This window comes from Pseudomonas sp. SCT (assembly GCF_003864275.1).
GTDB lineage: Bacteria > Pseudomonadota > Gammaproteobacteria > Pseudomonadales > Pseudomonadaceae > Stutzerimonas > Stutzerimonas stutzeri_AE.
In genome coordinates, this window is record NZ_BDJA01000004.1 from 73,194 (window position 1) to 86,603 (window position 13,410).

The following is a 13,410-nucleotide window of genomic DNA, read 5'->3' on the forward strand; positions in this document are numbered from 1 at the left end:
AAGGCATCGGCTCCACGCGGCGACCGCCTGCTGGAACGTTTGCCGGGGCCTCCGAGTCCACTGAACATCAGTCACCTCGACAGGAGCGCCTCATGTTCGGCAAGTCCTCGCACACCTTCGAAATCAACTACATCTACCAGAACGACCCGCGCGCCGAGACCTACGACGCCGATGTCGACAGCCTGTCCCAGGGCGAAGCGGCGCGTCATCTGATCCAGCTGCACAACGCCGACGCCGAGAACAGCCTGGTGATGCCGAAGGCCGGTGCCGACGAGGCGCAGCTGCTGGAGCAGGCCGAAGTCATGGGCATCACCGACATCCGCGTCACCCGCGTGCACAAGCACGAGAAAGGCGATACACCCGGCCACTACAAGCAGCCCTGAGCGCGAGCATCAGCGCTGCGCCGACGCCTCGCTCGTCACCAGCTCCATGAAGGCCTGTGCCAGCGGCGACTGCTCCTGCCGGCGCTTGACCAGCCAGACGGCGGTGGTCGCATCCTTGTCCAGCAGGGTGCGAAAGCGCACACCGTCGATGCGGATGCGCTGGAACGACGCCGGCAGCACCGAAACCCCCAGCCCGGCGGCGACCAGGCCGATGATGGTCAGCGCCTCGTTCGCTTCCTGGGCGATACGTGGATTGAAACCCGCGCGACGCGCCAGGCTGAGCAGCTGGTCGTACAGGCCCGTACCGTAGCTGCGCGGGAAGAACACGAAGGGCTCGTCGGCCAGATCGGCCAATGTCAGCCCTTCGTCCCCGGCATCCGCCAGCCGGTGTCCCGCATGCATCAGCGCGACCAGGGGCTCGCTGAACAGCTCAACCGTCTGCAGGCCAGCCGGCAACGCAAAGGGGCGAATCATGCCGACCTGCAGCGTCTCGTTCTGCACGGCATCGACCACCTGCTTGCTGGTCATCTCCTGCAAATCCAGATGCACCGCTGGAAAGGTGCGGCGGAAGGCCAGGATCGCCCGCGGCAGAATCGAGGTGAACGGTGCCGATGAGGTGAACCCCACCTTGAGCTCGCCAATCTCGCCCTGCTCGGCGCGCCGCGCCACGTCCACCGACTTGTCGACCTGCGCGAGCGTGCGCCGTGTTTCCTCGAGAAACAGCCGCCCCGCGTCAGTCAGCGCCACCCGCCGGTTGGTCCGATCGAACAGCCGCACGCCCAGTTCCTGTTCCAACGCCTGGATCTGCTGGCTCAACGGCGGCTGAGAGATGCGCAGCTGCTCGGCGGCGCGACCGAAGTGAAGTTCCTCGGCGACCGCCACGAAGTAGCGCAGATGACGCAGCTCCATCAAGCCTCCTTATGAGTCGAAAAACATATCATTCAGGTCGAATAATATATTGGAAAGCTTAAACAAAGCTTCCTATCCTTTCGCCCATAAAGCCAAACAACAGCACATCCGCGCCTCCGATCAAAAAATGCGATCACAGGCGTAACGGGCCGCTTTTGGCCGGAAAAAAGCGAAACGGATAGAGGTCATCATCGTGAGCAGTACGCAGGGCGCCAGCGACGCGCCAGCAGCGACACCCGCGCCTGACGCGCCCATCAGCCATACCGAGAAAGGCACGCCGCGCTTCGCGCGCACCGCCCTGGCCCTGTTCGCCGGCGGCTTCGCCACCTTCGCCTTGCTCTACTGCGTACAGCCGATGATGCCCATGCTGTCGCAGGCGTTCGGTATCAACGCAGCCCAGAGCAGCCTGATCCTATCGCTCTCGACGCTGACCCTGGCTGTCGGATTGCTGATCACCGGGCCGATCTCCGATGCCATCGGCCGCAAGCAGGTACTGGTCGTCTCCCTGCTCGCCGCCGCCGTGTTCACCGTCGGCAGTGCGCTGGCGCCCAGCTGGCACGGCGTGCTGCTGATGCGCGCACTGGTCGGTTTGGCACTCAGCGGGGTGGCGGCCGTTGCCATGACCTACCTGAGCGAGGAAATCCATCCGCACCACCTGGGCCTGGCGATGGGGCTGTATATCGGCGGCAATGCCATCGGCGGCATGAGCGGACGGCTGCTCAGCGGGGTGCTGGTGGACTATCTGTCCTGGCACAGCGTGCTGGGGCTGATGGGTGGTCTGGCGCTGCTGGCGGCGCTGCTGCTCTGGCGCTTTCTTCCGGAGTCGCGGCACTTCCGCCCGCGGCCGCTGCGCCTGCAGGGACTGTTGCAAGGCTACAGCCTGCACTTCCGCGATGCCGGACTGCCCTGGCTGTTCCTGCAGGGCTTCCTGCTGATGGGCAGCTTCGTCACGCTGTACAACTACATCGGCTATCGGCTGATCGCCGAGCCGTTCCACCTCAGCCAGACCATGATCGGCCTGCTGGCAGTGCTCTACCTGTCCGGCATCTACAGCTCGGCTCAGGTTGGCGCACTGGCCGACCGCTTCGGCCGGCGCCGGGTATTCTGGCTGGTGATCGCCCTGATGCTGGCAGGCGTAGGCCTGACCCTGTTCGACCGGCTGCCGCTGGTGCTGCTGGGCATGCTGCTGTTCACCTTCGGCTTCTTCGGCGCCCATTCGGTCGCCAGCAGCTGGATTGGCCGCCGAGCCCGGCAGGCGCGCGGCCAGGCCTCTTCGCTCTATCTGTTCAGCTACTACCTAGGGTCCAGCATCGCCGGGACGCTGGGCGGTGTGTTCTGGCATGCCGCCGGCTGGGATGGCGTCGGCCTGTTCATCGCCTCGCTGCTACTGATCGCCTTCGCCGTGGCGCTGCACTTGGCGCGTCTGCGTCCGCTGCCGGAGCCGCAGACGGTGCACTGAGCCCTTAACGCAAAACGCCCCGCTGCTGCGGGGCGTTTGCTTCCAGCGGGTGAAAAGTCAGCCGTGGTATTGCGCCGACAGTTCGTGCACCGACTCGATAAAGGCGCCGGCATGGGCTGGATCGACTTCCGGCGTGATGCCGTGGCCCAGGTTGAACACGTGGCCATTGCCATGACCGAAGCTGGCCAGGATGCGCGCCACCTCGGCGCGGATGGCGTCAGGCTTGGCATAGAGCACGCTTGGGTCCATGTTGCCCTGCAGCGCCACCTTGTCACCGACACGGCGACGCGCCTCGCCGATATCACAGGTCCAGTCCAGGCCCAGCGCCTCGACGCCCGAGTCGGCCATCGATTCCAGCCAGAGGCCACCACCCTTGGTGAACATGATGACCGGCACGCGGCGGCCGTCATGCTCACGAATCAGACCGTCGACGATCTTGCGCATGTAGGCCAGGGAGAACTCCTGATAGGCCGCCGCCGACAGGCTGCCACCCCAGGAATCGAAGATCTGCACCGCCTGGGCGCCGGCGAGAATCTGGCCGTTGAGGTAGCTGGTGACCGACTGCGCCAGCTTGTCCAGCAGCGCGTGCATCGCCTGCGGGTTCTCGTAGAGCATCGCCTTGGACTTGCGGAAATCCTTCGACGAGCCGCCCTCGACCATGTAGGTCGCCAGGGTCCAGGGGCTGCCGGAGAAACCGATCAGCGGCACGCGGCCATTGAGTTCGCGGCGGATGGTACGCACCGCATCCATTACATAGCCCAGATCCTTCTCAGGATCGGGAATTGGCAGCGCCTCGATGTCCGCAACGCTACTCACCACCTTTTTGAAGCGCGGCCCTTCGCCGGTCTCGAAGTACAGGCCCAGGCCCATGGCGTCCGGCACGGTAAGGATGTCGGAGAACAGGATCGCCGCATCCAGCGGGTAGCGGTCCAGCGGCTGCAGGGTGACCTCGCAGGCAAGCTCGGGGTTCATGCACAGACTCATGAAGTCACCGGCCTTGGCGCGGCTGGCCCGGTATTCGGGCAGGTAGCGGCCGGCCTGGCGCATCATCCACACCGGGGTGACGTCGACAGGCTGCTTGAGCAGGGCACGAAGGAAACGGTCGTTCTTCAGGGCAGTCATGGCAGGGTTCCAGCGTAAAAGTGCCGTGCATTGTCGCAAAGCGGAAAAAAAAAGGCACGGCGAGCGCCGTGCCATTTAGCTCTGGGCTTGATTCAAATCAGGCCGCGCCGGGGGCCTGTCGACACCCGGCAGCATCGGATCAAACGCCGAGATAGTCCATGATGCCTTCGGCAGCCTGGCGCCCCTCGAAGATCGCCGTCACCACCAGATCGGAACCGCGGACCATGTCGCCGCCAGCGAAGATCTTCGGGTTGCTGGTCTGGTGCTTGAACTTACCCTGCTCGGGCGCAACAACGCGGCCCTGGTTATCGATCTGAATGCCCTGAGTTTCGAACCAGGGCGCCGGGCTCGGACGGAAACCGAAGGCGATGACCACGGCATCAGCCGGCAGCACCTGCTCGGAACCTGGAATCGGCTCGGGGCTGCGGCGACCGCGGGCATCCGGCGCGCCGAGACGCGTCTCGACGACCTTAACACCTTCCACTTTGCCTTCGCCGACGATGGCGATGGGCTGGCGGTTGAAGAGGAACTTCACGCCCTCCTCCTTGGCATTCTTCACTTCACGACGCGAGCCCGGCATGTTCGCCGCATCACGACGGTAGGCGCAGGTCACGCTCTTGGCACCCTGGCGGATGGAGGTGCGGTTGCAGTCCATCGCGGTATCACCGCCGCCGAGTACCACGACCTTCTTGCCCTTCATGTCGATGAAGTCTTCGGCGGACTTCTCGAAGCCAAGGTTGCGGTTGACGTTGGCGATGAGGAAATCCAGCGCGTCGTAGACGCCCGGCAGGTCCTCACCCGGGAAGCCACCCTTCATGTAGGTATAGGTGCCCATGCCCATGAACACGGCGTCGTAATCGGCCAGCAGCTGATCGATCGTGATGTCCTTGCCCACTTCGGTGTTCAGACGGAACTCGATGCCCATGCCGCCGAAGATTTCGCGACGACGACTGAGTACAGTCTTTTCCAGTTTGAATTCGGGGATGCCGAAAGTCAGCAGACCGCCGATCTCCGGGTTCTTGTCGAACACCACCGGGGTTACGCCGTTGCGCACGAGGATATCGGCACAGCCCAGGCCCGCCGGGCCAGCACCGATGATCGCGACCTTCTTGCCGGTCGGCTTGACCTTGGACATGTCCGGCCGCCAGCCCATCGCGAAGGCGGTATCGGCGATGTACTTCTCCACCGAGCCGATGGTCACTGCGCCGAAGCCGTCGTTGAGGGTGCAGGCGCCCTCGCAGAGACGGTCCTGCGGGCAGACGCGACCGCAGACTTCCGGCAGGGTGTTGGTCTGGTGCGCCAGCTCGGCAGCGGCGAGGATGTTGCCCTCGGAAACCAGCTTGAGCCAGTTGGGTATGTAGTTGTGGACCGGGCACTTCCACTCGCAATAAGGGTTACCGCAACCCAGGCAGCGATGGGCCTGTTCGCACGCCTGCTGCGGCTTAAAGGGTTCGTAGATCTCGACGAACTCCTTCTTGCGCTGGCGCAGCAGCTTCTTCTTCGGATCCTTGCGCCCGACCTCGATGAACTGGAAGTCGTTATTCAGACGTTCAGTCATTTCAAAACCTCTCAACAGCAGCCGTAGGCAATACATACGGCCGCAAGACAATCAGGGTAAGCGGCGGCCCCGCCAGGGCTGGGGCCGCCGCCTGAAGCGGCTTCTTGTTATTGCGGGTTGGCCCGGGTGCTCGACAGCAGCGAGGCCAGGTTGGCCGCCTTGGGCTTGACCAGCCAGAACCGACGCAGGTAGTCGTCGAGATTATCCAGCAGTTCAGCCCCCCACTCACTCGCGGTTTCAGCAACATATTCGCGCAGCACATCCTGCAGATGGCTGCGATAGGCTTCCATCGCCTCACCGGTGATGCGCTGCAGGTTGACCAGCTCGTTGTTCACCCGATCAACGAAACTGTTGTCCATGTCCAGCACATAGGCGAAACCACCGGTCATGCCCGAGCCGAAGTTGTGCCCGGTCTTGCCCAGCACGCAGACAAAGCCGCCAGTCATGTACTCGCAGCAATGATCGCCGGTACCCTCGACGACCGCATGGGCGCCGGAGTTGCGCACCGCAAAACGCTCACCTGCGGTGCCGGCGGCGAACAGTTTGCCGCCAGTGGCGCCATATAGACAGGTGTTACCGATGATCGCCGAATCCTGCGAGCGGTAGGCCGCGCCCTGCGGCGGCGTGACGACCAGCTTGCCGCCGGTCATGCCTTTGCCGACGTAATCGTTGGCGTCGCCTTCCAGATACAGGTTGAGGCCGCCGGCGTTCCAGACGCCGAAGCTCTGGCCAGCCGTTCCCTTGAAGCGGAAGGTGATCGGCGCGCCAGCCATGCCTTGGTTGCCATGTTGACGAGCGATCTCGCCGGACACACGGGCACCGATGGAACGGTCACAGTTGCAGATCTCCAGCTCGAACTCGCCACCGCTCTTGGTATCGATGGCGGCCTTGGCCAGCTTGACCATTTCTTCGGCCAGCAGCCCTTGGTCGAACGGCGGGTTCTTTTCCACCTGGCAGAACTGCGGCTTGTCGGCCGGGATATTGCTGCCACCAAGTAGCGGCGAAAGATCCAGACTGTTCTGCTTCGCCGTTTCACCTGGCAGCAGCTCGAGCAGGTCGGTCCGACCGATCAGCTCGCCGAGACTACGCACGCCCAGCTTGGCCAGCCACTCGCGGGTTTCTTCGGCAACGAACTGGAAGAAGTTGACCACCATGTCGACGGTGCCGATGAAGTGATCCTTGCGCAGCTGTTCGTTCTGGGTGGCGACGCCGGTGGCACAGTTGTTCAGGTGGCAGATGCGCAGGTACTTGCAGCCCAGCGCGATCATCGGCGCAGTACCGAAGCCGAAGCTTTCGGCGCCAAGAATCGCAGCCTTGATCACATCCAGACCGGTCTTCAAGCCACCATCGGTCTGCACCCGGACCTTGCCACGCAGATCATTGCCGCGCAGGGTCTGGTGGGTTTCGGCGAGACCGAGTTCCCACGGCGAACCGGCGTAGCGGATCGAGGTCAACGGCGAAGCGCCGGTACCGCCGTCGTAGCCGGAAATGGTAATCAGGTCAGCGTAGGCCTTGGCCACGCCGGCGGCGATGGTGCCCACGCCCGGCTCGGCCACCAGCTTGACCGACACCAGCGCCTGCGGGTTGACCTGCTTGAGGTCGAAGATCAGCTGCGCCAGATCCTCGATGGAGTAGATGTCATGGTGTGGCGGCGGGGAGATCAGCGTCACCCCCGGCACGGCGTAACGCAGCCGCGCGATCAGACCGTTGACCTTGCCACCGGGCAGCTGGCCGCCTTCACCCGGCTTGGCGCCCTGGGCGACCTTGATCTGCAGCACTTCGGCATTGACCAGGTATTCCGGCGTGACACCGAAACGACCGGTCGCGACCTGCTTGATCTTCGAGCTGCGCTCGGTGCCGTAGCGGGCCGGATCTTCGCCACCCTCACCGGAGTTCGAACGCGCACCGATGCGGTTCATCGCCGCGGCGATGGCTTCGTGGGCCTCCGGCGACAAGGCGCCGAGCGAGATACCAGCGGAGTCGAAACGCTTGAGGATCGCATCCAGCGGCTCGACCTCTTCCAGCGCCAGTGGCTGATCGGCCAGCTTGACCTTGAGCAGGTCGCGCAGCATCGCCACCGGGCGCTGGTCGACCAGCGCGGTGTACTCCTTGAAGCGGCTGTAATCGCCGCTCTGCACCGCCATCTGCAGTGCGCTGACCACATCGGGGTTGTAGGCGTGGTACTCACCGCCGTAGACGAACTTCAACAGGCCACCCTGCTGGATCGGCTTGCGACTGCTCCAGGCCTCGGCGGCGAGCGCCTTCTGTTCGGCCTCGAGATCCTCGAAGCGAGCGCCCTTGATACGGCTGGCGACGCCACGGAAGCTGAGCTCGACGATCTCATCGGACAGACCAACGGCCTCGAACAGTTGCGCGCCACGGTAGGACGCGATGGTCGAGATGCCCATCTTGGAGATGATTTTCATCAGCCCCTTGGAGATGCCCTTGCGATAGTGCTTGAACACTTCATAGAGGTCGCCCAGCACTTCACCGGTGCGGATCAGGTCACCCAGCACCTCGTAGGCAAGGAACGGGTACACCGCCGTGGCACCAAAGCCGATCAAGACCGCGAAATGATGCGGGTCGCGTGCGGTGGCGGTTTCCACCAGGATGTTGCAGCTGCAGCGCAGGCCGGTGTCGACCAGACGGTGATGAACTGCGCCCACGGCCAGCGAAGCATGCACCGGCAGCTTGCCCGGGCCGATATGACGGTCGCTGAGTACCAGCAGAACCTTGCCGCCGCGTACGGCTTCCTCGGCCTGATCGGCAATATTGCGAATTGCCGCTTCGAGACCGATGCTCTCGTCGTAGTTCAGGTCGATGACCAGGCGCTCGAAGCCCGGGCGTTCCAGGTTCATGATCGTGCGCCACTTCGCTGGCGAGATCACCGGAGTGGTCAGGATCGCCCGGTTGGCGTGCTCGGCGGTTTCCTCGAAGACGTTGCGCTCGGCACCCAGACAGGTTTCCAGCGACATCACGATGGCTTCGCGCAGCGGGTCGATCGGCGGGTTGGTGACCTGCGCGAACTGCTGGCGGAAGTAGTCGTAGGGCGAACGCACACGGCGCGACAGCACGGCCATGGGCGTATCGTCGCCCATTGAGCCGACCGCTTCCTGGCCCTGCTCGGCCAGCGGGCGCAGCACCTGGTCACGCTCCTCGAAGGTGACCTGGTACATCTTCATGTACTGCTTGAGCTGGTCGGCATCGTAGAAGGCCGAACCGTGGTCGTTGTCATCCAGGGTCGACTGGATGCGCAGCGCGTTCTGCCGCAGCCACTTCTTGTAGGGCTGCTGCGCCTTCAAATGATTGTCGATGTCGTCGGTGTGCAGCACCTTGCCAGTGAGGGTATCGACGGCAAGGATCTGGCCTGGGCCGACGCGGCCCTTGGCGAGAACGTCCTCGGGTTTGTAGTCCCACACGCCAACTTCGGACGCGAGGGTGATATAGCCATTCTTGGTGGTCACCCAACGTGCCGGACGCAGGCCGTTGCGGTCGAGCAGGCAGACCGCATGGCGGCCATCGGTCAACACCACGCCAGCCGGACCATCCCAAGGCTCCATGTGCATGGAGTTGAACTCGTAGAACGCACGAAGATCAGGGTCCATGGTTTCGACGTTTTGCCAGGCCGGCGGAATGATCATGCGCAGCCCGCGGAACAGATCCATTCCGCCGGTGACCAAGAGTTCAAGCATGTTGTCCATGCTCGAGGAGTCGGAGCCGGTGCGGTTGATCAGCGGCGACAGGCTCTCGAGGTCGCGCAGCAACTCGTTGGCGAATTTCAGGCGACGCGCCTGGGCCCAGTTGCGGTTGCCGGTGATCGTGTTGATTTCGCCGTTGTGGGCAAGAAAGCGGAACGGCTGAGCCAGCCGCCACTGCGGCATGGTGTTGGTGGAGAAACGCTGGTGAAACACGCAGATAGCAGTCGCGAGGCGCTCGTCACCCAGATCCGGGTAAAACTGCGCCAGGTCGGCCGGCATCATCAGGCCTTTGTAGATGATGTCTTTGTCGGAGAGGCTGCAGACGTAAAAGGCGCTGTCGTCGGCCAGTGCGACTTCGGCACGGCGGCGGGCGAAGAACAGCTTGATGCCGAACTCTCGCTCTTCCAGGCCGTCACCGGAAACGAATACCTGCTCGATCCGTGGCAACCGCTCGAGCGCAAGCTGGCCCAGCACGCTGGTATCGACCGGCACTTCGCGCCAGCCAACAAGGGCCAAGCCCTGTGCGGCGATTTCTTCGCTCAGACGAGCCCGAGCACGATCGGCCTTGCTGGCGTCAGGATCCAGGAAGATCATCCCGACGGCGTACTGCGCCGGTAGCTCGGTGCCAAAATGCTCAAGCGCTTTGGCGCGCAGGAAGGCATCCGGCTTCTGCATCAGCAAACCGCAGCCGTCACCGGTTTTGCCATCGGCGTTGATGCCGCCGCGGTGAGTCATGCAGGTAAGGGACTGAATGGCAGTCTTTAGCAGGTGATGGCTTGCCTCGCCCTGCATGTGGGCAATCAGACCGAAGCCGCAGTTATCCTTGAACTCTTCAGGACGAAACAGACCTGCTCTCATAGGCACTCCACCAGCTAAATGCGTTGTAAATCAACCCCTTATTGACGGCGCAGCGACTCACCCCGTCATTCACGTGGGCAAAAGGGGGAGCAGTTTACAAAGCCCGCTAGATCGGCACAATTTATTTTTGCAAGCCCCAAAAAGGTGCATTGCGCACTTTTTTGGGGCGTTTTTTATCGAGACTGCGTCATTTCCTGCTGAACACTTGCAAGACTCCGCACCCATGGCTTGCCAGCCTGCAGCGAAGCGGGCAGCGACTTGACCGCCGCGACGGCAGCCGCTCGATTGGCAAAATTGCCGTAGGTAACGACGTAGAGCGGCTTGCCTTCATGTTGCTTGGCAAAATAGCGGTAGCTACCACCATGCTGCTGAACAAGCGCCTGGGCATTCTTCTCGACGCGCGTACCCAGGATCTGAACCAGATAGTTGCTTCCCGGCTGGCTCGTATACCACGCGCCATGACCTGAGCTGGCCGGTGCGGCGGCTGGCGCTGGGGGGCGCTCCGCGACATTCGGCCGCACCGGCGCCGCGGGCGCAGGAGTCGGAGCGGCGACAGGCGGTGCAGGAACCGGCTGAGCACGCTCGACCGGTGCGGGCGCAGGTGCAGGTGCAGGTGCAGGTGCAGGTGCAGGTGCAGGTGCAGGTGCAGGCATCATCGGTGCAGTCGCCCCACGAACGGAAGCTTCGCGGTCGTCCTCACCCCCGGCGGCCGCCGCGAGCGGCTCACGGATCACGGGCTGCGCATCGCCGCCTAACGGCAACGACAGCGGACGCTCCTCGCCATCGAACTCGATTGCCGTCTGCCGATCCTGGCCCGCAGTGCCATCAGCCGGCGAGCTATCGAGGGGCAGACTGGTAACTGCCGGCGGAAGCGGTGCCTGAGTGTCGCCGCCCCGCAGCGCGAGATAGCCAACCGCAACCACCACAATCACCGCGACAGCTGCCAGCAGGTGTCGTCTAGGCAGCGGAAAGGCAATTCCGCCCGCCTTGCGGCTGCCACGGCGACTCTGCATTGCAGCAAGCAACTCGTCTCGCGCCATCTGATTGATCGCGCCAGGCCAGCCACCCGACTGCTCATGGACGCGGACGATCTGCTCCTCATTCAGGCACTCGATTCCGCTGCCAGCTCCCTCGAGCCGCAGCGCAAGGTATTCCCGCGTCTCGTCTTCTTCATAGGGTTGCAGAGCGATGGCGTGATAACGCTCTTCCCCCTCGCTCAGGGCCTCCAGACGCCCGGCAAGCGCTGGCTCACCGAACAGGAATACGTGCGGGCGCGCCTCGGGACTGCCAGCAGCCAGGCGCAACAGGGTCTCAACTGCGGCCCCGGTCAGACACTCGGCGTCATCGACCAGCAGATAGACTTCCTGGCCAGTCAGGGCCAGCTGCGTCACTTGCGTCATGATGCCGTCGAAGTCGGCGGGCGGACTGCTCAACGCCTGGGCGATCTGCGCGAGCAACGCGCTGGCATCCATAGTGCCTTGCGGCGTGATGACCACGCTCTGCACCGACTGCTTGTTGCTGCTGGCCACCAAGGCTTGACGCAGCAGGGTTTTGCCACTGCCTTCCGGCCCGGTTACCAGCAGCAGTAACTGGCTATACCGAGCAAGATGATGAAGCTGCCCAAGCACCGGTTTGCGCTGCGCAGGGAAGAACTTGAAGCCCGGAACACGAGCAGCGAAGGGATCATGGCTGAAGCCATAGTGATTCAGAAACGCGTCGTCCGCAGACAAACTGGTCATGGAAATCTTCTTATGCTCCCAAAGGTTCCGTCATTGCGCCGTAATTGGCATTCAAGGTCGTCTCTAGCACATCGCGCGGGAAGTCGCCGGTCACAACTGCCTCACCGAGTCGTCGCAGCAGAACAAGACGCAGCCGGCCATCCAGCACCTTCTTGTCGACGGCCATGTGCTCAAGGAAGTCCTGCGGCCGCATTTGCGCCGGTGGAACGACGGGCAGCGCCGCGCGCTGCAGTAACCGGATAGCGCGATCGCGTTCTGCCTCTCCTATCCAGCCAAGCTGACATGACATCTCCAATGCCATCACGGTTCCCGCCGCGACGGCCTCACCATGCAGCCATACGCCATAGCCCATGTGAGTTTCGATCGCGTGACCAAAAGTGTGACCCAGGTTCAGGATGGCTCGCACCCCCGACTCGCGCTCATCGGCATTGACCACCTTCGCTTTGGCGGCACAGGAACGGTGGATAGCCTCAGTCAGCGCCGCGGAATCAAGCGCTCGAATCAGGTCGATATTGGTTTCGAGCCAGCCAAGAAACGGCTCGTCGCAGATCAACCCGTACTTGATGACTTCGGCCAGCCCTGCCGACAACTCGCGCGCAGGCAGCGTAGCCAGCGTGGTTGTATCGATAACAACCGCACGGGGCTGGTAGAACGCACCGATCATGTTCTTGCCCAGCGGATGGTTGATGCCCGTCTTACCACCGACCGAAGAGTCCACCTGCGATAACAACGTAGTGGGCACTTGAATGAAGTCGACGCCACGTTGATAGCTGGCCGCCGCATAACCAGCCATGTCGCCGACCACGCCACCACCCAGCGCAATGATCGTGGTGTTGCGGTCATGTCTCGCCCCGAGCAGAGCGTCGAAGATGAGCTGGAGGGTCTGCCAGTTCTTGTGCTCTTCTCCGTCAGGAAGAATCACCGGAGTGACCGCGTGATTGGAAAGAGTGCGAGTCAAATGGTCGAGATACAGCGGCGCAACCGTCTCATTAGTGACAATGGCGACCTGCCGACCGCGAATCTTGTCGCTGAATAGCTCCGGGCGATCCAGCAACCGTTCGCCAATATGGATGGGATAGCTACGCTCGCCGAGATCGACCTGAAGAGTGTGCATGGGGCCCCCAAGAATAAAGGGGGCTAGGATAGCGCAGTTTCATCCTGGCTTTCACGGGGCGGTAGTGACGCAAGCCGATCGAGAATTTCCATAACCACAAGCCTCGGCGGGCGCTCGTCGGTCTCGATGATGATGTCCGCAATGGATCGATATAAAGGATCGCGAACGGCCATCAAAGCAGTCAGCACGCTGCGAGGGTCGTCAGCCTGCAACAACGGCCGATTGCGATCTCGCGAGGTACGCTCGAGTTGCTGATCAACCGACGTACAGAGATAGATGACCCGACCGCCCGCACGAAGCGCCTGCCGATTCTCGTCCCGCAACACCGCACCGCCACCCGTGGCAAGCACAACACCCTCAAGCTGACAAAGCTCCGCAATAGCCGCTCGCTCACGCTCGCGAAACCCCGCCTCCCCCTCGACATCAAATATCAGCGGGATGCTGGCCCCAGTCCGCTGCTCGATCTCCTTGTCGGAGTCCTTGAACGGCAGACGCAGCTCTTTGGCAAGCAAACGCCCGATGGTGCTTTTTCCAGCACCCATCGGGCCTATGAGGATCAAATTTTGCATT

At 62.9% G+C, this 13,410-nt stretch carries 9 protein-coding genes; 2 read left to right on the forward strand and 7 right to left on the reverse strand.

Going from position 1 to position 13,410, the window contains the following annotated elements:
- Positions 1-92: 92 nt before the first annotated feature.
- Positions 93-383, forward strand: a complete 291-nt coding sequence (locus BHD08_RS11455) for a hypothetical protein (protein ID WP_015278371.1) — start codon at positions 93-95, stop codon at positions 381-383.
- Between the two features lie 9 nt (positions 384-392).
- On the opposite strand, the gene BHD08_RS11460 is transcribed toward BHD08_RS11455, so the two are convergent.
- Positions 393-1,292 (reverse strand): LysR family transcriptional regulator, encoded by a 900-nt coding sequence (locus BHD08_RS11460; RefSeq protein ID WP_125022376.1) that lies wholly within the window; start codon positions 1,290-1,292, stop codon positions 393-395.
- 253 nt (positions 1,293-1,545) lie between these two features.
- On the opposite strand from BHD08_RS11460, the gene BHD08_RS11465 reads away from it, so the two are divergent.
- Positions 1,546-2,751 carry an MFS transporter gene (locus BHD08_RS11465; protein ID WP_232422586.1) on the forward strand — a complete coding sequence of 402 codons (1,206 nt, stop codon included), beginning with the start codon at positions 1,546-1,548 and terminating at the stop codon, positions 2,749-2,751.
- Positions 2,752-2,808: 57 nt separating this feature from the next.
- On the opposite strand, the gene hemE is transcribed toward BHD08_RS11465, so the two are convergent.
- The 6 genes from hemE to aroK form a co-directional block, all read right to left on the reverse strand.
- Positions 2,809-3,873, reverse strand: a complete 1,065-nt coding sequence (gene hemE / locus BHD08_RS11470) for a uroporphyrinogen decarboxylase (RefSeq protein WP_125022380.1) — start codon at positions 3,871-3,873, stop codon at positions 2,809-2,811.
- 139 nt (positions 3,874-4,012) lie between these two features.
- A complete protein-coding gene (locus tag BHD08_RS11475; RefSeq protein WP_125022383.1) occupies positions 4,013-5,431 on the reverse strand; it encodes an FAD-dependent oxidoreductase in 1,419 nt (472 codons plus the stop codon).
- Between the two features lie 107 nt (positions 5,432-5,538).
- Positions 5,539-9,987, reverse strand: a complete 4,449-nt coding sequence (gene gltB, locus BHD08_RS11480; protein WP_125022385.1) for a glutamate synthase large subunit — start codon at positions 9,985-9,987, stop codon at positions 5,539-5,541.
- Positions 9,988-10,160: 173 nt separating this feature from the next.
- Positions 10,161-11,726, reverse strand: a complete 1,566-nt coding sequence (locus BHD08_RS11485) for an AAA family ATPase (RefSeq protein WP_125022387.1) — start codon at positions 11,724-11,726, stop codon at positions 10,161-10,163.
- Positions 11,727-11,736: 10 nt separating this feature from the next.
- Positions 11,737-12,840 carry a 3-dehydroquinate synthase gene (gene aroB / locus BHD08_RS11490; protein WP_125022388.1) on the reverse strand — a complete coding sequence of 368 codons (1,104 nt, stop codon included), beginning with the start codon at positions 12,838-12,840 and terminating at the stop codon, positions 11,737-11,739.
- Between the two features lie 23 nt (positions 12,841-12,863).
- The gene (gene aroK, locus BHD08_RS11495) at positions 12,864-13,409 is read right to left on the reverse strand and encodes a shikimate kinase AroK (RefSeq protein WP_125022390.1); all 546 of its coding nucleotides are present in this window, start codon (positions 13,407-13,409) and stop codon (positions 12,864-12,866) included.
- Position 13,410 lies beyond the last annotated feature (1 nt).

Bases quoted from the DNA above. Each gene is read 5' to 3' on its own strand.
- gltB (WP_125022385.1), bottom strand. From the start codon at position 9,987: ATGAGAGCAGGTCTGTTTCGTCCTGAAGAGTTCAAGGATAACTGCGGC.
- aroB (WP_125022388.1), bottom strand. From the start codon at position 12,840: ATGCACACTCTTCAGGTCGATCTCGGCGAGCGTAGCTATCCCATCCAT.
- BHD08_RS11485 (WP_125022387.1), bottom strand. From the start codon at position 11,726: ATGACCAGTTTGTCTGCGGACGACGCGTTTCTGAATCACTATGGCTTC.
- BHD08_RS11475 (WP_125022383.1), bottom strand. From the start codon at position 5,431: ATGACTGAACGTCTGAATAACGACTTCCAGTTCATCGAGGTCGGGCGC.
- BHD08_RS11455 (WP_015278371.1), top strand. From the start codon at position 93: ATGTTCGGCAAGTCCTCGCACACCTTCGAAATCAACTACATCTACCAG.
- BHD08_RS11460 (WP_125022376.1), bottom strand. From the start codon at position 1,292: ATGGAGCTGCGTCATCTGCGCTACTTCGTGGCGGTCGCCGAGGAACTT.
- hemE (WP_125022380.1), bottom strand. From the start codon at position 3,873: ATGACTGCCCTGAAGAACGACCGTTTCCTTCGTGCCCTGCTCAAGCAG.
- aroK (WP_125022390.1), bottom strand. From the start codon at position 13,409: ATGCAAAATTTGATCCTCATAGGCCCGATGGGTGCTGGAAAAAGCACC.